The following is a 19436-nucleotide window of genomic DNA, read 5'->3' as shown; positions in this document are numbered from 1 at the left end:
CAATTAATTAAATACTTTTACCGATGGCAGCACTTTCCCCTGGCAATTAAAAAGCGCCTGATTTTCCCGGGCATTGCCCTCTTTCCATTGGTCATCAATATATTTCATACCGGCCGGCGTGGCCCAGGTATTCCCCGGCACCGCTATCCATGTTGGCTCCCAATAAAAAATCCCTTTGCCGCGCTGGCCGGGAACATTGATAACGGCCTGCATAAGATCGTGAATATAATCATATTGGCCCTGCACCGTAGCCGGATATCCCCCCTCTTTCTCTTCCTTTTGTTGAAAACTGTTTTCCGCGTTGTCGCAATTTTCCAGCGTATAACCATAGGCCGCTTCAACGACGATAACATCTTTGTTATAGCGTTTACTGATGTCGTCCATATTGGCCTTCAACGCGCTAATCGGGCCGTTCCAATAGGTGTACATGGAAAGGCCGATCACATCGAACGGTACATTGCGGCGGGTAATTTCATCGAACCACCAGCGGAAGACATCATTTTTAGTGCCCTCCGCCAGATGCAGCATAATTTTAACCTGCTCACCGCCGGTAAGATTCTCTTTCAGGCCGGCAATGGCGGCATTAAGCAAGCCGGCCACGCGATCAAACTCCCCCCCGCCCTGCCCCCAGCTTTTGCCTTCCGGCCACAGGATGCCGCCGTTGATTTCATTGCCGATCTGCACCATATCCGGCAGCACGCCCTGTTGTTTAAATTGGGCAATGGTCGCGCGGGTATAATCATGGATTGCCGTTTTCAACTGCGCATAATCCATGTTGGCCCAGGCTTTCGGTTTAAATTGCTTGCCGGGATCGGTCCAGAAATCGCTGTAATGAAAATCCAGCAACAGCTTCATGCCCTGTGCCTTGGCCCGTTTTGCCAGGGCCAGCGTGGTCGCCAGATCGTTATCGCCGCCGCCATAACCTTGCCCCGCCGCATCTTGCGGGTCCACCCACAGGCGCAAACGGACATAGTTCACGCCGTTTTGGCGCAAAATAGCGATCGCATCCCGTTGCTGATGATTTTCGTCATAAAATTTCGCGCCGTGCTTTTCCGCATCCAGCAAGGTGGAAATATCCGCCCCCTTAATAAAATCGGCGGGCATATTGGCAAATGGCCGCGTAGCGATCGCTTCCGCCGCATACGCACTGGCGGAAAAACTACAGCTTAGACACACGGCAAGCAGAACAGGTGTGAATCTTTTCATGCGGTTATCCTTTTGTACTGCCGGAGGTGAGGCCGGAAACAAAGTATTTCTGTAGCGCCAGATAGAGGATCGCCACCGGAATCGCGATCAACACGGCGCCTGCGGCGTAGGTGGTGTAACTGGCGCCCATTTTTTGCGCCACCAGGTTATAAAGCCCGATCGGCAAGGTGTATTTGTCTGGGGTGCGCAAGATGGTGCTGGAGAGAATGAAATCCCCCAGCGGGCCGGTGAAGGAAAACAGCGCGACGACCGCCACGATAGGCTTCGACAACGGCATGATGATCTCAATAAAGATGCGGAAGTTGCTGGCGCCGTCCATACGCGCCGACTCATCCAGATCTTTGGGGATCGCGTCCAGGTAGCCCTTCATCAGATAAGTGTTCATCGGGATCATCCCGGCGACATAAATCAGCACCAGCGCCAAATGGCTATTGATCAGGCCCAGCAACTGGGACAGCACGAAAATCGCAATCAATGCCGAAAACTGCGGGATCATCTGCAGCAACAGGAACAGCATCAGGCCGTTTTGCCGCCCTTTAAAACGGAAACGGGAAAAGGCGTAGGCGGTAAAGCTGACGCTGATTAAGGTCAGCACCATGGTCAGAAAACTGATTTTCATCGAGTTCCAGTACCATGTCACGTAATTGACCTGGCCATTAAAAAGATCGGCGTAATGCTGGAAAGAAAGATTCTCCGGAATAATGGAGGTACTCAGCAGGCTATTGCCGGCATTCAGCGATGCGCCCACCGTCCAAATCAACGGGTAAATAATGATGAGCGATACCAGCACGATAATCAGCCACGATAACGACAGGCGCACCCATTTTTCACGTTTAATACTTTGTGATTTAGCCATTTTGCTTCCTTTAGGCCATGTCATCATTTTTAAATGATTTCGTGGCGCGGAATTGCCACAGAGCCAGGCCGACGACAAAAACAGACAGCAGTATGGTAATGGTTGCCGCAATGGCGTACTGCGATGAGGACATGGTCAGTTTGTAGATCCACGACACCAGAATATCGGTCCCCCCTGCGTTAGACCCCGCCACCGCCGGCCCCCCGTTGTTAAACAAATAGATGATGTTGAAATTGTTAAAATTGAAGGTGTACTGGGTAATGATGATGGGCGCGATCGAGTACAGCACCAGCGGCAAGGTGATGGTGCGCAATTTGGTCCAGCTGCTGGCGCCGTCCATCGTCGCCGCTTCATAAAGATCTTCTGGGATCGCCTGCAACACACCGGTCGTCATGGCGAAAACAAACGGGAAGCCAAGCCAGGTCTGCATCATGATCAGCGCCGTTTTGGTCCAGAATGGATCGGTCATCCAGGCCTTGGGGCTAATGCCGATAAACGCCAGGATGGCATTGTTAATGATGCCGAAGGAATCATTAAACATGCCGGCAAACACCAGAATCGTCACGAACCCCGGCACCGCCCACGGCAGGATAAAAATGGTTCGAATTAACGGCTTGAAACGTAAATCCTTCTGATTGACGAGGATCGCCAACAGCACCCCAACGCTGCACTGAAAGGTGGTCGCCAGCAACGTCCAGACGACCGTCCACTGCAAAACATCCAGAAACGTGGAGCGCCAAATCGACAGGGTAAAAATATTGATGAAGTTTTTAATTCCCACCCAATCCACCAGCTTCGCCGGCGGCGTGTGGTAGAGGTTATAGTTGGTGAAGGCAATGGCAAAGCCGAACAGAATCGGAAATATCACCACGAAGACCAGCAGAATAAAGCCGGGCGTAATCATCAGATACGGGAAACCTTCGCTTAACAACATCTGATATTGCTTACGCACGCTGTTTAGCTGCAGCCCTTCATCGCGTTTTTTCCCGTTCAGCCAGGCATCCCGCAGGGAGAGATAATAAATGGTGACGCCAAAGGCAATAATCAGCACGCTGATGATCCCTTCCGCCAGCAAAAAGATGGAGTTATCACGAGGTACTTGCTCACCTAAGCTATACAGCCCCCATAACCCTTCGCGCAAAAAATCATAAAAAATGCCGATAAAACTGCCCAACAGGAGCAGAAAGATCCCCCCCTTTAACCACTGGCGGTGATAAAACTGACCGAAGCCCGGCACAATAGCCAACAACAGGCCACACCAGGCATGGCGCCCCGCGCCATGCGCCTTAGCAAAATTCTCGCTGGGACTGATAATCACATACGGCTCCTTCTGAAAACGGGGAAAGCTCCCCGTTCCGCTACGGCAAAGTCATTACTACTGATTGCTGGCCTGCATGGCTTCAATTTGCATATTGATCTGTTTTTCTGCGTTATCGAGCGCGTCTTTCGGCGCCTGCTTACCGGTCAGGCTAAGTTCCAGCGCCGCATTGGCCGGCCCCCAAACTTCCCCCATTTCCGGAATGCCAGGCATCGCAGCCGCGCGCGTTGATTGCACCGCCACTGCGTTGGCCTTTTCATCATTCTTGATCAGCGGATCATTCATCATTGCCGTCAGCGGCGGGATTTCGCGCGTCGCGATATAGCGGGCTTTCACATACTGCGGCTGGTTAATAAACTCGATAAACCGTTGCGCCAGCTGTTTGTCTTTGCTCCAGGTAGAAACGACATAACCTTTCACGCCAAGGAAAGAGCCCATCGGTTTGCCATCAGGCAAATTGGGCAGAGGCGCCACGCCGTAATTAATACCGGCGGCTTCATAAGGCTGGAATGCCCAGGGGCCGTTAATCACCGCGGCGGCTTTTTTCTCGGTAAATAATGAGTCAATGGCATTCAGGCCGTTATCGCCAATGATCCCGGCAGGGAAGACGCCATCGGCATAGAATTTCTTCAGGAAAGTAACGGCTTCAACCACGCCGGGTTTATTTAACCCCACATCCTGCGGATTAAGCCCGCCCTTGCCGTTGTCGCCAAAGATATAGCCGCCCATGGGGGCAATCACGCCCCAGCTGTAATAAATCTGGTCAAACTTGGCCAGCAAACCGTATTTATCCTGTTCACGCTGCTTTTTAGAGAAGTCGTACCATTCCTGCAGGTTGCTTAACGGTTGTTCAATCAGATCTTTGTTGTAAATCAGCACCAGCGTTTCCACCGCTTTCGGCACGCCGTACAACGTATTGTCCATACGGAACGCCTTCACCGCTGCCGGCGTGAATTCATCCATCTTGGTTTTTTCAACATCCAACGGCGCCAACAACCCCTGAACAACGGCCCCGCCCAACTGATCATTAGGGATAACCAACACGTCCGGGCCAATCCCTGCCGGGCCGTCCAGGCGCAGCTTTTCCAGCTGTTGCGCGTAAGGCATCTCCTGTACGTTAACTTTTACGTTGTACTGTTTTTCAAAGTCGCTAATCGCATCTTTGATGCCGACGGATTTTTTGATGTCTTCCCAGACATTGAGCTGTTGCGCGGCATGCGCCGGCAGACTCATTATCTGCCCAACGGCCAGGCCAGAGAGGATAAGTGCAGCAAGTATGTTCTTTTTCATTATCAACCTCATGTGAAGGTATAACAATTTAATGATTATTATTGTGCATCACCGTTTTTAGACGCCCAGGAATTGTTGCTATACCTTGATTTCATGCCATTCCCTCTGGCCGCGTCATTTTGTTATACGCTACGCTGCAGGCAGGAATAAAACTACAAAAAACTGCTCATTGTGTGATCATGGCTACAGAAATGAAACATCACGATAGGGCGCCAAAACACGGGAAGTTATAGTCAATACATGAATTCAATGCTGTTGAGCATCGCTTTTCTGGAATGTTATACGTAATACAAAAATCATTTCAGCACGCTAAGAAACCCAACGGCAAACAGCGGCTAACTAGTTCGAGGAGCGTTGATGTCCAGCATACGACTGAGAAATGTCACCAAGCGGTTCGGCAATACGGTAACGCTACATAATGTTGATCTTTATATTGAAAATGGCGAATTTGCGGTATTTGTCGGCCCATCAGGCTGCGGTAAATCTACACTGCTGCGGATGATTGCCGGATTGGAAGAGGTCAGTGATGGTGAAGTATTGATTGGCGATGAAGTGATGAACGATGTCGCTCCGGCGCACCGTGGGGTGGCTATGGTGTTTCAATCCTATGCGCTGTACCCGCATATGACGGTGGCAGAAAACATGGGCTATGGGTTGAAGGTGAATAAAGTCCCCAAAGAAGAAATACGCCACCAGGTTGAAATGGTGGCTAAAACCTTGCAACTGTCGCAGTTGCTGGACAGAAAACCGAAGCAGCTTTCCGGCGGCCAGCGGCAACGCGTCGCTATTGGGCGCGCGATTGTGCGCAATCCCCGCGTATTTATGTTTGATGAACCGCTATCCAATCTGGATGCCGAATTGCGCGTTGAAATGCGCCTGCATATCGCAAAACTGCATCAGGAAATGAAAACCACCATGGTGTATGTCACCCACGATCAGGTTGAAGCGATGACGCTTGCCGATAAAATCGTGGTTATGAACTACGGCCAGGTTGAGCAAATGGGCTCACCGATGAGCCTATACTACAACCCGATAAACAAATTTGTCGCCGGCTTTATCGGCTCCCCCAAAATGAACTTGCTGCCGGCGACGGTAACCGCCTGGCAGCCGGGTGAGCTTAGCATCAGCCTGGCGCCAGATCATACCGTCACCCTGGCGATAGATACCACACCGTTAAAAGCCGGCGAGAGCATCACGCTGGGGATCCGCCCAGAGCACCTGTCGACGGAAGCCACAACCGGGCCGGGCATGGAGTTCCAGTGTGAAGTGGTGGAACGGCTGGGAAATAACACCTATCTGTTCGGCCAATGCTATGGCCATGACAACGTGAAAGTATTATTGCCCGGTGACGTTCGTTTCCGCCCTTGGCAAAAAATTAACGTGGCCTTTGCGGCCAGGCACTGCATGATCTTCGATAAGCATGGGGTACGAATTAGTGCGGATATTCCGCTGCCAGATGAGCATTAACGGCCGGCTTGAAGCCTGGATGAAGAACGCTGGGATTGTCGATACGGTGAATCTTGATAAATCGGGTGGGCGCTATGAGGTAATCACGCAAAGCGATGCATCCAGTACCGAGTGTTCAATAAGCGAAGTTAACAGTTATCTGGTATCAAAAAGCGATGTAACGCACTGACTGAATGGTATGCGAGCAACGTCCAGAATGTGGATCCCAGATGGTGTGTACGCAACAATAAAAAACCCTGCCGAAGCAGGGTTTCATCGTTCTTCGTGAACACATGCTAAAAATGCATGCGTTAGAACGGGATATCGTCGTCAAAATCCATTGGCGGTTCATTGCTGCTGGCCGCCGGGGCGCTGTTCTGCGCCGGGCGCGCCTGCTGGCCGCCGCTGAATTGATTGCCGCCCTGGGGTTGCTGTGGCTGGCCCCAGTTGCCCTGGCCACCGGCTGATTGGCCAGCGCCTGCGCCGCCGCCCTGCCCTTGCTGACGGCCGCCCAGCATCTGCATGGAGCCGCCAATGTTCACCACCACTTCCGTGGTGTAACGATCCTGGCCGCTCTGATCCTGCCATTTACGGGTCTGAAGCTGGCCTTCGATATAAACCTGTGAGCCTTTACGCAGGTATTCACCCGCCACTTCCGCCAGTTTGCCGAACAGCACTACGCGGTGCCATTCCGTTTTTTCTTTCTGCTCGCCAGTCGCCTTATCACGCCAGCTTTCGGAGGTTGCCAGAGTAATGTTGGCAACTGCGCCCCCATTCGGCATGTAACGAACTTCCGGGTCTTGGCCCAGGTTCCCGACCAGAATTACTTTGTTTACGCCTCGGCTGGCCATGAGCACTCTCCTGATGAATGATTTTTACACAGTATAAACGAGTGAGTTTAACATGCCAGACGCGAAACCACACCTACGTTAATAACTGCGAATTGGGTTCCAGAAGTGTTCCCACACCCGGCTACGTTGCATTCATATACTGGATATCCATTCAGTTTTTTTTGTGCCATAATTATGCGTTTCGTACTGGCTGTACTGTTTTTTTGCGCGTTAAGTCACAAGAATGCACGCAAAAAGTGCAAACGGGCGCAGCGTATCATCAAGACGGGAAGTGTAAATGGACAATATCGAAGTTCGTGGTGCTCGTACCCATAATCTCAAAAATATCAACCTGATTATCCCACGCGACAAGCTGGTGGTGGTCACCGGTCTGTCTGGATCAGGCAAGTCCTCACTGGCTTTTGATACGCTATACGCCGAAGGGCAGCGCCGCTACGTTGAATCGCTTTCCGCCTATGCGCGCCAGTTCCTCTCTCTGATGGAAAAGCCGGATGTCGATCATATCGAAGGGCTGTCGCCGGCCATTTCGATCGAGCAAAAATCAACGTCGCACAACCCGCGTTCCACCGTGGGCACCATCACGGAAATTCACGATTACCTGCGCCTGCTGTTTGCCCGCGTCGGCGAGCCGCGCTGCCCGGAGCACCATGTGCCCTTGGCGGCGCAAACCGTCAGCCAAATGGTGGACAACGTGCTCAGCCAGCCGGAAGGCAAACGGCTGATGCTGTTGGCGCCGGTGATTAAAGATCGCAAAGGTGAGCACACCAAAACGCTGGAAAACCTGGCCACCCAGGGCTACATCCGTGCGCGTATCGATGGCGAAGTGTGCGATCTTTCCGATCCGCCGAAACTGGAACTGCAGAAAAAACACTCTATTGAAGTGGTGGTCGATCGCTTCAAAGTGCGTGAGGATCTGGCCCAACGTCTGGCGGAATCGTTTGAAACCGCGCTGGAGCTTTCCGGCGGCACGGCGGTAGTCGCCGATATGGACGACGCCAAGGCGCCAGAGTTGCTGTTCTCCGCCAACTTCGCCTGCCCGCAATGCGGTTACAGCATGCGCGAACTGGAACCGCGCCTGTTCTCGTTCAACAACCCGGCCGGCGCCTGCCCCACCTGCGACGGCCTGGGCGTGCAGCAGTTTTTCGATCCGGACCGCGTGGTGCAAAACCCCGAGCTGTCTCTGGCCGGTGGCGCGATCCGCGGCTGGGATCGCCGCAATTTCTACTACTTCCAAATGCTGCGCTCGCTGGCGGACCACTACGATTTTGATATCGAAGCCCCGTTCAACAGCCTGGGCGACAACGTGCAAAAAGCCGTGTTGTATGGCTCCGGCAAGGAATCGATCGAATTTAAATACATCAACGATCGCGGCGATACCACAGTGCGCCGCCACCCGTTCGAAGGCGTGCTGCACAATATGGAGCGCCGCTACAAGGAAACCGAATCCACCGCGGTGCGCGAAGAGCTGGCGAAATTCATCAGCAACCGCCCCTGCGCTTCCTGTAACGGCACACGCCTGCGTGAAGAAGCGCGTAACGTATTTGTGGAAGACACCACGCTGCCGCAAATTTCCGATCTTAGCATCGGCCATGCGCTGACCTTCTTCCAAAACATGAAGCTAAGCGGCCAGCGCGCCAAGATCGCCGAGAAAGTATTGAAAGAAATCGGCGATCGCCTGAAGTTCCTGGTGAACGTCGGCCTGAACTACCTGTCACTGTCCCGTTCGGCAGAAACCCTGTCCGGTGGCGAAGCGCAGCGTATCCGCCTGGCAAGCCAGATCGGCGCCGGATTGGTGGGGGTAATGTACGTGCTGGATGAGCCTTCCATTGGCCTGCACCAGCGCGATAACGAGCGCCTGTTGGAAACGCTGATCCACCTGCGCAACCTGGGCAACACGGTGATTGTGGTGGAACACGATGAAGACGCCATCCGCATCGCCGACCACGTGATCGATATTGGCCCCGGCGCCGGCGTACACGGCGGCCAGGTGGTGGCGGAAGGTACCGTTGCCGACATCATGGCGCAACCGGATTCCCTCACCGGGCAGTTCCTGAGCGGCAAGCGCGAGATCGCCATTCCGCAGCAGCGCGTCTCGGCCGATCCGAGCAAAGTCTTGAAGCTGAGCGGCGCACGCGGCAACAACCTGAAGGACGTCACGCTGACGCTGCCGGTCGGGCTGTTCACCTGCATCACCGGGGTGTCCGGCTCGGGCAAATCAACGCTGATTAACGATACGCTGTTCCCGATCGCCCAGCGCCAGCTTAACGGCGCCACCCTCGCCGAACCGGCGCCGTTCCGTGAAATTACCGGGCTTGAGCATTTCGACAAGGTGATCGATATCGATCAAAGCCCGATCGGCCGTACACCGCGTTCCAACCCGGCCACTTATACCGGCATCTTCACGCCGGTGCGTGAGCTGTTCGCCGGCGTGCCGGAAGCTCGCAGCCGCGGCTATAATCCGGGGCGATTTAGCTTCAACGTGCGCGGCGGGCGCTGCGAAGCCTGCCAGGGCGATGGCGTGATCAAGGTGGAAATGCACTTCCTGCCGGATATTTACGTGCCCTGCGATCAGTGCAAAGGCAAACGCTATAACCGCGAAACGCTGGAGATTAAATACAAAGGCAAAAGTATCCACGAAGTGCTGGATATGACCATCGAAGAAGCATGCGATTTCTTTGATGCCGTTCCCGCGCTGGCGCGCAAGCTGCAAACGCTGATCGACGTTGGCCTATCGTATATCCGCCTCGGCCAGTCGGCCACCACGTTGTCCGGCGGTGAAGCCCAGCGGGTGAAACTGGCGCGTGAGCTGTCAAAACGCGGCACCGGCCAAACCCTGTATATCCTTGACGAACCGACCACCGGCCTGCACTTCGCCGATATTCAGCAGTTGCTTGCGGTGCTGCATCAGTTGCGCGATCAGGGCAACACTATCGTGGTGATTGAGCATAACCTGGACGTGATTAAAACCGCGGACTGGATTGTCGATCTGGGGCCGGAAGGCGGCAGCGGCGGCGGTGAGATCCTGGTTTCCGGCACGCCGGAAACCGTGGCGCAGTGCGAAGCCTCGCACACCGCGCGCTTCCTGAAACCAATGCTTGAGAAGAAATAACCCGTTATCAGGCGCCCCTCCGGGCGCCTGTTTACTGTTGCGGCAGCATTTTCAGCAGCCGGGCCGGGTTGCCGCCCACCACGCAGTTGGCCGGCACGTCTTTGGTCACCACTGCGCCGGAAGCCACCACCGCGTTATCGCCAATCGTGACGCCAGGGTTGATCACCGCCCGGCCGCCAATCCACACGTTATTGCCAATGGTCACCGGCTTGCCATACTCCACCCCGCGTGCGCGCAGCGCCGGCTCTAACGGATGCGTGGCAGTGTAAATATGCACGCCCGGCGCCAGCAGGCAGTTGTCGCCGATGTGCACTTCGCACACGTCCAGCATGACGCAATCGAAATTGACGTAAATGTTGTTGCCCAGATAGATGTTGTAGCCATAGTCGCAGCGAAAGTTCGGTTCGATGGTGCCGCCCTGGAACCGCCCCAGCAGCTCCGCCAACCATTGCGCACGCAGTGCGCCCTCATCCGGCGCCGAGTGATTGAAGTGATGTAGCAGTTGGCGCGCCCGCATGCGCTCGCGGCGCAGCTGTTCGTCCTCGGCATTGTAAAATTCACCGGCCAGCATGTTGCGTTTTTCGTCACCGATCGCCATGCGAGAAGCATCCCTTGTTAATGTTGTTTAGCCGAATGACCAGGCTCGATCATGATGCCGTCGCCGCACGACGGCAAGACACCGCTTAGGCACGCAACGTCTGGCGCACCTGTTCCGGCAACCCCGCCAGCACTAACTGATATGAACTGTCGATCAAGGTATAAAACTGCGAATTGGGCAGATCGCCATCAAGAAACACCGCGTTCCAGTGCGCTTTATTCAGGTGCTCGCACGGCACGATCTCCGGGTGCAGCTCACGCAGGTTTTCCGCCAGTTCCGGGCTGCTTTTTACCGCCAACGCCGGGCGCCCGTCCACTTCCCATACCATGGCGAACATCACATCCCCAACCTTGATCTGGCTGGCCTGCCATTGGGGCTGTTCGCTTTGCTGCGCGCCCGGCTTGGCCATACAGTATTCCAGCAGTGCTGAGTGATTCATTGGTTATTCCCCTTGTAACGTGGCCACGACGCGGCGTGCGCCGCCGTGGTTACGGTGTTCCCCCAGCCAGATCCCCTGCCATGTTCCCAGCATCAACCGCCCGTGGCTGACGGGCAAAGACAGCGACACGCCCAGCAGCGAAGATTTGATGTGGGCAGGCATATCGTCCAGCCCTTCATAGTCGTGTTGATAGGGCGCATCTTCCGGCACGTGGCGCAGAAAGTGCTGTTCCATATCGAACCGCACGGTGGGATCGCAGTTCTCGTTAAGCGTCAGCGAGGCTGAGGTATGCTGCAACAACAGGTGCAGCAGGCCGATTTTCACGCGATGCAAATGGGTTAGCTGATCGGTGATTTCTTCAGTGACCAGATGAAAACCACGCGCTTTTGCGCTGAGGATAAGCGTTTGCTGATGCCACATAACTGAGCCCCCTCAATCAGTATATTATTTATCCAATCGGCGACAACTCTGGCCGCCGCCCCCTGCAAGCGATATCCCATTATTGTGTGTGAAAACGCATGGCCGGTTGCTTGTCTGGCCCGGTTTCACCCACTGCGGTGGAATATCAGCGAAAAAAAAGGACGATATCGCTATCGTCCTTTCTCAAATAACAGCGAACCGCAGTTCACCCTAACAGCATTTACTGCACGGCGGCAAATGCCTCCGCCACCAGGTGCACATTGTTATGGTTCAGGCCAGCCATGCACATACGGCCGCTCTGGATCAGGTAAACGCCGAATTCATCGCGCAGGCGATCGACCTGCGCCGCGCTAAAGCCGGTGTAGCTGAACATGCCGCGCTGTTGCAGCAGGTAGTCGAAGTTGCGCTGCGGCAGCGCGCTTTTCAACGCGTCGACCAAGGTATGACGCATCGCCAGAATACGCGCCCGCATGGCTTCCACTTCATCCAGCCACTGCTGCTTCAGGGCAGCGTCTTGCAACACCGTCGCCACTACCTGCGCGCCAAACTTCGGCGGGCTGGAGTAGTTGCGGCGCACGGTGGCCTTCAGTTGGCCCAGCACGCGCCCGGCCGCTTCGCTGCTTTCGCACACCACGGAAAGGCCGCCGACGCGTTCGCCATACAGCGAGAAGATTTTGGAAAACGAGTTGCTCACCAGGCACGGCAGGCCGGCGGCGGCCATTGCGCGGATCGCATAGGCGTCTTGCTCCATACCGGCGCCAAAGCCCTGGTATGCGATGTCCATGAAGGGGATCAGCTCACGTTCGGCCACCACCTGCACCACCGCATCCCACTGGGCGTTGGTCAGATCCGAACCGGTCGGGTTGTGGCAGCACGGGTGAAGCAGCACGATGCTCTTCGCCGGCAGCTGTTTCAGCGCCGCCAGCATGGCGTCGAACTTCACGCCCAGGCTGGCGTTATCGAAATAAGGATAGGTATTCACCGTGAAACCGGCGCCGCTGAAAATAGCAACGTGGTTTTCCCAGGTCGGATCGCTCACCCACACCTGGGAATCCGGGAAATAGTGGTGCAGAAAATCCGCCCCGACCTTCAGCGCGCCGGAACCGCCGACGGTCTGCACGGTGGCGATGCGGTTCTGCTGCAGCATTGGGTGATCGGCGCCAAACAGCAGCGGCTGGATAGCACTGCGGTAGGCCGGCAACCCTTCCATCGGCAGATATACCGAAGCGCCCTGTGGTGCCGCGTTCAGTTGCGCCTCCGCGTTGGCGACCGCCTGCAACTGCGGGATGATACCCTGCGCGTCATAGTACAGGCCGATACTCAGGTTCACCTTGCGCTCACGGGGATCCTGCTTGAAAGTTTCCATCAGCGACAGGATCGGATCTCCGGCATAGGCATCAACATTTTGGAACACGTAATGGCTCTCCTTGGTTCAGTGATTCAGCGGCGCTTGTTGCCACTCGCCGGCCGCGCACAATCGCTATCTAGTGGACATAGCGGCCAGGCCGGTGGTTCATGGCGATAATCAAATTCAGCACCAGTGCGCCCAATATAGACGCAATCAGCATGGGAATACTCACCACGAATAATGAGGCCAGCACGATGGTCACATCAACCCCCATCTGCAGCTTGCCGGCGCGCAGGCCGTATTTGTCCTGCAGGTAGAGCGCCAGGATATTAACGCCGCCCAGGCTGGCCTTGTGGCGAAACAATACAATAAACCCTAATCCCATAATCACGCTACCGAATACCGTCGCGTAAAACGGCTGCAGGCGGTCAAAATGGATAAAGTAGGGGTGCAAATCGGAAAAGATCGACACCAGCGCCACCGAACAAAAGGTTTTCACGGTAAAGGCCCAGCCCATGCGGCGGATCGCCAGCCAGTAAAACGGCAGGTTTAGCAGAAAAAAGACCACGCCGAAAGACAGCGGCGTCAGGTAGCTAATCAGGAAAGCCATGCCCGCGGTACCGCCGGTCAACGCGCCGACTTGCCGCAATAAAATAACGCCGAACGACACCATCAGAGTGCCGATAATGATCGCCAGCACATCTTCCAACCAACTATGCGAAAGGTTTTCTTCAGGGGTAATGCAGTTATCCATGGGGTAATTACTCTACGTCAGGAAGTCATCATCGCCCGGCACTGCGGGCTTATGGCGTTGAATAATGCAAGAAATGCACCATGGGAGAGAAGGCCGACCGGCAAGGCGGTAGTTAACTTAGCTAATGCGCTGTTTTCCCTCAAGAAGAAAATGCACGATATACGCATAAAAAATGTGTATCACGCACAACAAAACCAATAATGGGTAATAACAGGCGCGAAACAAGCATGCAATTCCCTATTTTGGTGCATTGCGCCCCAAAATAGGTCGTCCTGCGCGGCGGATTAACGCGCCACCGGCAGCAGGCCATTTTCTTTAATGCGGTTAAGCACCACTGCGGTTTTCACATGCCCAACGCTGCTGTGGGTCAACAGGGTTTTGCTGATAAAATCGCTCAACGCGGCCAGATCGGCCACGGCCACCTTCAGCAGATAGTCAGCGTCGCCGGTGGTCTTGTAAGCATCCAGCACCGCGTCCGCCTGCTCCAGCAGCTCATGAAAGCTGTCCACCCGCTCATGCCCGTGGTGGGTCAGGCTGACTTCGATCAGCCCCACCATGCCAAGCCCCACCGCTTCTGGCGCCAGGCGGGCATGGTAACCGCGAATCAGCTGCGCCTGCTCCAGGCTGATACGCCGCCGTGAACACTGGGAGGCGGACAACCCCACCAGATCGCTTAGTTCCTGATTGGTCAAACGGCCGTTGGCCTGTAACAGCGTCAGGATTTTCATATCAAAATCATCAATGTTGTACATAGCCACCCATAAACTGTGTTAAGAAATATCGACGCTATCCCCAAAATCATTCGAGTTGCAGGGCAAAACGCTACCGGCGTTTTCAACAGCGCGGGATCCGGTAACGGCGCCCGGCAGCGGCCCCGTCGGGGCAAGCCCAAAGATGGGCCCAACCCAGCGGCAACTTGACGTATGATGGAGATATCAGACTATCAGTTTTTTTGCCGTTATAGTCCCCCTGGCGCCGAAAAGGCGGGATACAACAGCAAACGGCCCATTGATGGCATAAATAACGGCTAACGCCGATAAATCAACAACAATTAACGGCTATGTAGTACTTTTATACCCAAAATAATTCGAGTTGCAGGCAGGCGGCAACGCAGCGACCCCCCAGGAGCTTACTCAAGTAAGTGACTGGGGTGAGCAAGGAAAGCCAACACATCTGCAACTTGAAGTATGACGGGTATAGCCATGCATTTGTAACAAGGGAACTCAATGAAAAGAATACTGCCTCTTGCCCTGCTGCTCGCCGCCGGGAGCGCCAGCGCCCAATCGCGCCTGGACAAAGTTCTGCAACAAAAAACGCTGGATGTGTGCACCACCGGTGACTACAAGCCCTATACCTTCCTGAAGGAGGATGGCAGCTACGAAGGGATTGACATCGCGATGGCCGAATCGCTGGCCAACAGCCTGGGCGCCAAGGTGAAGTGGGTGAAAACCACCTGGAAAAACCTGATGACGGACTTTGTCGCCGGCAAATGCGATATCGCCATGGGCGGGATTTCCGTCACGCTGGAACGGCAAAAACGGGTGTTTTTCGCCGAAAAATTGGATGTGGACGGCAAAATCCCACTGGTACGCTGCACGGACGTGAAGAAATACCGCACCGTCGAGCAAATCAATAAACCCGGCGTGCGCCTGATCGAGCCGGCGGGCGGCACCAATGAAGCCTTCGTGCATGCCTATCTGCCGAAAGCGGATTTAACGCTTTCCCACGACAACATGGGGATTTTCCAGCAGTTGGTGGATCGCAAGGCGGACGTGATGATCACTGATGCCTCCGAGGCCCTGTATCAGCAAAAACACTACCCCAAGCTGTGCGCCGTGAATCCGGATCAGCCGATGCAGTATGGCGAAAAGGCCTATATGCTGCCGCGTGACGACATGAGCTGGAAGCTGTATGTCGATCAGTGGCTGCACCTGGCGAAAGCCACTGGGGAATACCAGCACGTGCTCGATCAATGGCTGGCCGCGAAGAAATAAACCGCCGTTAACCGTGCCCAATAAGCAGCGGCGGGTAGCCTCCGCCGCTGCCGTAACGCCGCTCGTCTCACGCCCCCACGGCTTAGCACCGCCCCGCATGCCAAAAACAGCAAACTGTGATCGCCATCCTTCCCACCCACTGAATTTTGCCAGCTTTATGCCACCGGCGGCATTGCACCGAAGGTCGGCCTGTTGCCACCCCCATAGACTCATGGCTATTGGGGGAAGTGCTAATCCCCCCACCAACTCAAAAAATGAGGAGTGGAAAATGAGTGACGCAATAACCATGGGGATAGTCTGGCACTTGATCGGGGCAGCCAGCGCCGCTTGCTTTTATGCTCCGTTCAAAAAAGTGCGTAATTGGTCGTGGGAAACCATGTGGTCGCTGGGCGGGATGGTTTCATGGTTGATCCTGCCCTGGGCGGTCAGCATCGCACTGCTGCCCAATTTCTGGGCTTATTACGGTTCGTTCAGCCTGTCGACTCTGCTGCCAGTATTCCTGTTCGGCGCCATGTGGGGGATCGGCAATATCAACTATGGCCTGACCATGCGCTATCTCGGCATGTCGATGGGCATCGGTATCGCCATCGGCATCACGCTGATCGTCGGCACCCTGATGACGCCGATCCTGAACGGCAAAATCGACGTCCTGATCGGAACGCCGGGCGGCAGGATGACGCTGCTTGGCGTCTTTGTCGCCTTGATCGGCGTGGGCATCGTTACCCGGGCTGGGCAGTTAAAAGAGCGCAAAATGGGCATTCAGGCGGAAGAGTTCAACCTGAAAAAGGGCCTGCTGCTGGCCGTCATGTGCGGCATCTTCTCTGCCGGGATGTCGTTCGCCATGGATGCCGCCAAGCCGATGCATGAAGCGGCAGCAGCGCTGGGCGTTGATCCGTTATACGTGGCGCTGCCAAGCTATGTGGTGATCATGGGCGGCGGCGCGCTGATTAACCTTGGCTTCTGCTTTATCCGCCTGGCCAGGGTAAAAACGCTGTCGCTCAAGGCCGATTTTTCCCTCGCCAGGCCGCTTATCATCAGCAACCTGCTGTTTTCCGCGCTCGGCGGCCTGATGTGGTACCTGCAATTCTTCTTTTACGCCTGGGGCCACGCCAAAATCCCGGCCCAGTATGATTACGTCAGTTGGATGCTGCACATGAGCTTCTACGTGCTGTGCGGTGGCCTGGTGGGGCTGGTGCTGAAGGAGTGGAAAAACGTTGGCCGCCGCCCGGTGGGCGTGCTGAGCCTTGGCTGCATCGTGATTATTCTGGCCGCCAACATCGTTGGCCTGGGTATGGCGAACTAAGCGCTAGCACAGCGAACCGGAACGCGCGCGCGCTTTCTCCCGTTCCGCGGCGGCACCGAACCGTTGCCGCCATAGCCGCGGCGTCATCCCGGTTTCCCGGGTGAATACCACCGAAAAGTAGTTGCTGTCTTCAAAACCGCAGCGGGCGGCAATATCGCTGATCAGCATGTCGCTATGGCGCAGCAGATGCTGCGCCTGGCAGATGCGCAACTGGCGCAGATACTGGCTGACCGTCATCCCGGTTTGCTGGCGGAACAGTTCCCGCAGCGGGCGCTCGGCGAGCTGTTGGCGCTGGCAAAATTGCTGCAGATTGAACGGCCGGGCCAGGCTGTTGCCAAGCGTAGCCAACAGCAGGTCGATACCTTCGCCCTTTTCCAGGGCGCTGGCGCTCGCCGGCTGGTAGCGATGGCGGCGCAGAATAATGGCAAGTTGCAAAAACAGGCTTTCCGCCAAACAGTAGGACAGTTGATCGCGCTTTTGGCTCTCATGTTCAAGCTGGCCAATCACCTGGCGCGCCTGCGCCATGCCGTGGCTGCTGAGCCGCCAGTGCGGGCTGCAGCCCGGCGGCTGGCGCTGCTGCAACAGTTCCCCCCAATCGACGTTCAACTTCAGCCGTTCCGGGCAGTAGATAATATTATGCAGCATCAACTTATCAACGGACTCATAGCTATGGCGGTCCTCCGCCCGGATATAGAACAAATCGCCGCAGGTTATCCGGTACGGCCGGTCGTTCAGGGTGTGCAGGCCGTTGCCGCGCCAGATCAGCACGACTTCGCAAAACTCATGGGTGTGTTCGGCAAATACATTCTGCGGATAACGGTCGGCCACCGCCACCGGCTGGGTGGCAGTAGCGAAGAAATCGTCTTTTTTGAGGATTAACTGATCGGCCACAGCGCTGCCTCATGAAAAAAAACCATCAGCAAATATCCGCTTTTCTGGCGAAAAAAACGGTGACGGTTCCCGCATTATTGCTTGCCGAGGGCGATCCTTGCGCTATCGCTTATTGAGTGGCTCCACGGGTAACGAACAATTAGCGCCGGTCAAGGGAATTACGGCGGCAGAGCATTTAAATTATATGTTTAGTAACCAGATTTATAATATTTTACCGGGGTAACGCTGTTCAATAGTCTGAGTGTCTACGCAGTCGGTGAATTATCTCTCTCCTACGCGCTTCAAAGGACACAGACATGACAGACGAAATCATCAAAACCGATACGCTTATCGTGGGTGGCGGCCAGGCCGGCATTGCGATGAGCGAGCACCTGACAACGCTGAACATCCCGCATCTGGTATTAGAAAAAAACCGGGTTGCCGAAGCCTGGCGCAGCGGGCGTTGGGACTCGCTGGTCGCCAATGGCCCGGCCTGGCATGACCGCTTTCCCGGCATGCAATTTAAAGGCATGGGCCAAGACGATTTTGTGCCGAAAGATCGGGTCGCCGACTATTTGGCCGATTATGCTGAAAAGTACCAGGCGCCCATTCGCACCGGCGTTGAAGTCAAACACGCCGCACGCAACCCGGGCCGCCCCGGCTTCCGCGTTGAAACCACGGCGGGGATCATTGAAGCAACCCGCATCGTCGCGGCCACCGGGCCGTTCCAGCGCCCGGTGATCCCCGTGGTCGCCCCCGAGGATGCGCGCCTGCTGCAAATGCATTCCGCCCATTACAAGAACCCCGGGCAGTTGCCGGAGGGGGCCGTGCTGGTTGTCGGGGCGGGTTCATCCGGCGTGCAAATTGCTGATGAACTGCAGCGCGCCGGTAAAAAGGTCTATCTTTCGATCGGCGCTCACGATCGCCCGCCGCGCGCCTACCGTAACCGTGACTTTTGCTGGTGGTTAGGCGTTCTTGGCCTGTGGGATGCAACGGTAAACCAACCGGGTAAAGAGCACGTGACGATTGCGGTCAGCGGCGCACGCGGTGGCCATACCGTGGATTTCCGCGCGCTGGCAAATCAGGGCGTGCACCTGGTCGGCCTGACCAAAAGTTTCCACCACGGCGTGGTGACGTTTCAGCCGGATCTGTGCGAGAACATCAAAAACGGGGACCAGAATTATTTGTCGCTGCTGGATGCCGCCGACGAATATATTGCCCGCAATGGTTTGGATCTTCCTGAAGAGCCGCAGGCGCGTAAATTTTTACACGATCCGCCCTGTATGACCCACCCCACGTTACAGCTGGATTTAGCCGCCGCCGGGGTTACCACCATTATTTGGGCGACCGGCTACAAGACGGATTACAGCTGGCTCGACGTGAATGCTTTCGATGAAAACAACAACCCTAAACATCAACGCGGCGTATCAAGTGAACCCGGCGTGTATTTCCTGGGGCTGCCCTGGTTATCGCGCCGTGGCTCGGCGTTTATTTGGGGCGTATGGCATGACGCCAAATATATCGCCGACCATATAGCGACGCAGCAAAAATACAGCACCTATCAACGCGGCTAAACCGCGCCGATGCTCATCAGTGAATGTTTTGATGACGGCCGCAACGGATAACGGAGCGGC

The 19436-nt window shown here is 55.4% G+C and carries 17 protein-coding genes; 5 read left to right on the top strand and 12 right to left on the bottom strand.

The window, feature by feature from the left end; genetic code table 11:
• Positions 1-3: 3 nt before the first annotated feature.
• The 4 genes from ABFX35_RS18555 to ABFX35_RS18540 are packed head-to-tail and all read right to left on the bottom strand — an operon-like array spanning position 4 to position 4670.
• Positions 4-1206, bottom strand: coding sequence for a glycoside hydrolase family 53 protein (locus ABFX35_RS18555; RefSeq protein WP_346082420.1), 1203 nt, complete (start codon positions 1204-1206; stop codon positions 4-6).
• Between the two features lie 4 nt (positions 1207-1210).
• On the bottom strand, positions 1211-2062 hold the full coding sequence (locus ABFX35_RS18550) for a sugar ABC transporter permease (protein ID WP_279025059.1): 852 nt from the start codon (positions 2060-2062) through the stop codon (positions 1211-1213).
• A 10-nt stretch (positions 2063-2072) separates the two neighbouring features.
• Positions 2073-3380 carry a carbohydrate ABC transporter permease gene (locus tag ABFX35_RS18545; protein WP_279025061.1) on the bottom strand — a complete coding sequence of 436 codons (1308 nt, stop codon included), beginning with the start codon at positions 3378-3380 and terminating at the stop codon, positions 2073-2075.
• 57 nt (positions 3381-3437) lie between these two features.
• Complete coding sequence (locus tag ABFX35_RS18540) at positions 3438-4670, bottom strand: extracellular solute-binding protein (RefSeq protein ID WP_346082419.1); 1233 nt, start codon at positions 4668-4670, stop codon at positions 3438-3440.
• 357 nt (positions 4671-5027) lie between these two features.
• On the opposite strand from ABFX35_RS18540, the gene ABFX35_RS18535 reads away from it, so the two are divergent.
• Positions 5028-6137: an ABC transporter ATP-binding protein gene (locus ABFX35_RS18535; protein WP_346082418.1), complete on the top strand. Its 1110-nt coding sequence runs from the start codon at positions 5028-5030 to the stop codon at positions 6135-6137.
• Between the two features lie 290 nt (positions 6138-6427).
• On the opposite strand, the gene ssb1 is transcribed toward ABFX35_RS18535, so the two are convergent.
• Positions 6428-6967: a single-stranded DNA-binding protein SSB1 gene (gene ssb1, locus ABFX35_RS18530; protein WP_095846895.1), complete on the bottom strand. Its 540-nt coding sequence runs from the start codon at positions 6965-6967 to the stop codon at positions 6428-6430.
• Between the two features lie 277 nt (positions 6968-7244).
• Between ssb1 and uvrA the strand changes: the two genes are divergently transcribed.
• Positions 7245-10076 carry an excinuclease ABC subunit UvrA gene (gene uvrA / locus ABFX35_RS18525; protein ID WP_346082417.1) on the top strand — a complete coding sequence of 944 codons (2832 nt, stop codon included), beginning with the start codon at positions 7245-7247 and terminating at the stop codon, positions 10074-10076.
• A 31-nt stretch (positions 10077-10107) separates the two neighbouring features.
• Here uvrA and maa read toward each other — a convergent pair whose 3' ends face one another.
• From maa to ABFX35_RS18495, 6 genes are all read right to left on the bottom strand, one after another.
• On the bottom strand, positions 10108-10674 hold the full coding sequence (maa, locus tag ABFX35_RS18520) for a maltose O-acetyltransferase (protein ID WP_279025068.1): 567 nt from the start codon (positions 10672-10674) through the stop codon (positions 10108-10110).
• Between the two features lie 85 nt (positions 10675-10759).
• The gene (locus tag ABFX35_RS18515; RefSeq protein WP_346082416.1) at positions 10760-11113 is read right to left on the bottom strand and encodes an MmcQ/YjbR family DNA-binding protein; all 354 of its coding nucleotides are present in this window, start codon (positions 11111-11113) and stop codon (positions 10760-10762) included.
• 3 nt (positions 11114-11116) lie between these two features.
• Entirely contained in the window at positions 11117-11533 is a 417-nt protein-coding gene (locus ABFX35_RS18510) for a secondary thiamine-phosphate synthase enzyme YjbQ (protein WP_279025072.1), read from the bottom strand.
• A gap of 220 nt (positions 11534-11753) precedes the next feature.
• Complete coding sequence (locus tag ABFX35_RS18505) at positions 11754-12947, bottom strand: amino acid aminotransferase (RefSeq protein WP_346082415.1); 1194 nt, start codon at positions 12945-12947, stop codon at positions 11754-11756.
• 70 nt (positions 12948-13017) lie between these two features.
• Positions 13018-13635 (bottom strand): YitT family protein, encoded by a 618-nt coding sequence (locus ABFX35_RS18500; RefSeq protein ID WP_346082414.1) that lies wholly within the window; start codon positions 13633-13635, stop codon positions 13018-13020.
• Between the two features lie 284 nt (positions 13636-13919).
• Positions 13920-14387: an Lrp/AsnC family transcriptional regulator gene (locus tag ABFX35_RS18495; RefSeq protein ID WP_095846888.1), complete on the bottom strand. Its 468-nt coding sequence runs from the start codon at positions 14385-14387 to the stop codon at positions 13920-13922.
• 474 nt (positions 14388-14861) lie between these two features.
• On the opposite strand from ABFX35_RS18495, the gene ABFX35_RS18490 reads away from it, so the two are divergent.
• Together ABFX35_RS18490 and rhaT are read left to right on the top strand one after the other, a co-directional pair.
• Complete coding sequence (locus tag ABFX35_RS18490; RefSeq protein ID WP_121553384.1) at positions 14862-15629, top strand: transporter substrate-binding domain-containing protein; 768 nt, start codon at positions 14862-14864, stop codon at positions 15627-15629.
• 268 nt (positions 15630-15897) lie between these two features.
• Entirely contained in the window at positions 15898-16932 is a 1035-nt protein-coding gene (gene rhaT / locus ABFX35_RS18485; protein ID WP_346082413.1) for an L-rhamnose/proton symporter RhaT, read from the top strand.
• A 3-nt stretch (positions 16933-16935) separates the two neighbouring features.
• Here the strand turns inward: rhaT and rhaR are convergent, their stop codons facing one another.
• On the bottom strand, positions 16936-17823 hold the full coding sequence (gene rhaR / locus ABFX35_RS18480; RefSeq protein WP_346082412.1) for an HTH-type transcriptional activator RhaR: 888 nt from the start codon (positions 17821-17823) through the stop codon (positions 16936-16938).
• A gap of 296 nt (positions 17824-18119) precedes the next feature.
• Between rhaR and ABFX35_RS18475 the strand changes: the two genes are divergently transcribed.
• Positions 18120-19376 carry a flavin-containing monooxygenase gene (locus ABFX35_RS18475; protein WP_346082411.1) on the top strand — a complete coding sequence of 419 codons (1257 nt, stop codon included), beginning with the start codon at positions 18120-18122 and terminating at the stop codon, positions 19374-19376.
• Positions 19377-19436: the final 60 nt, after the last annotated feature.

Origin of the sequence: Gibbsiella dentisursi (assembly GCF_039539505.1) — a bacterium.
In the GTDB taxonomy this organism is placed as follows: Bacteria; Pseudomonadota; Gammaproteobacteria; order Enterobacterales; family Enterobacteriaceae; genus Gibbsiella; species Gibbsiella quercinecans.
The sequence above is the reverse complement of the archived record's forward strand: the minus strand, read 5'-3'. Positions and strand labels throughout refer to the sequence as shown.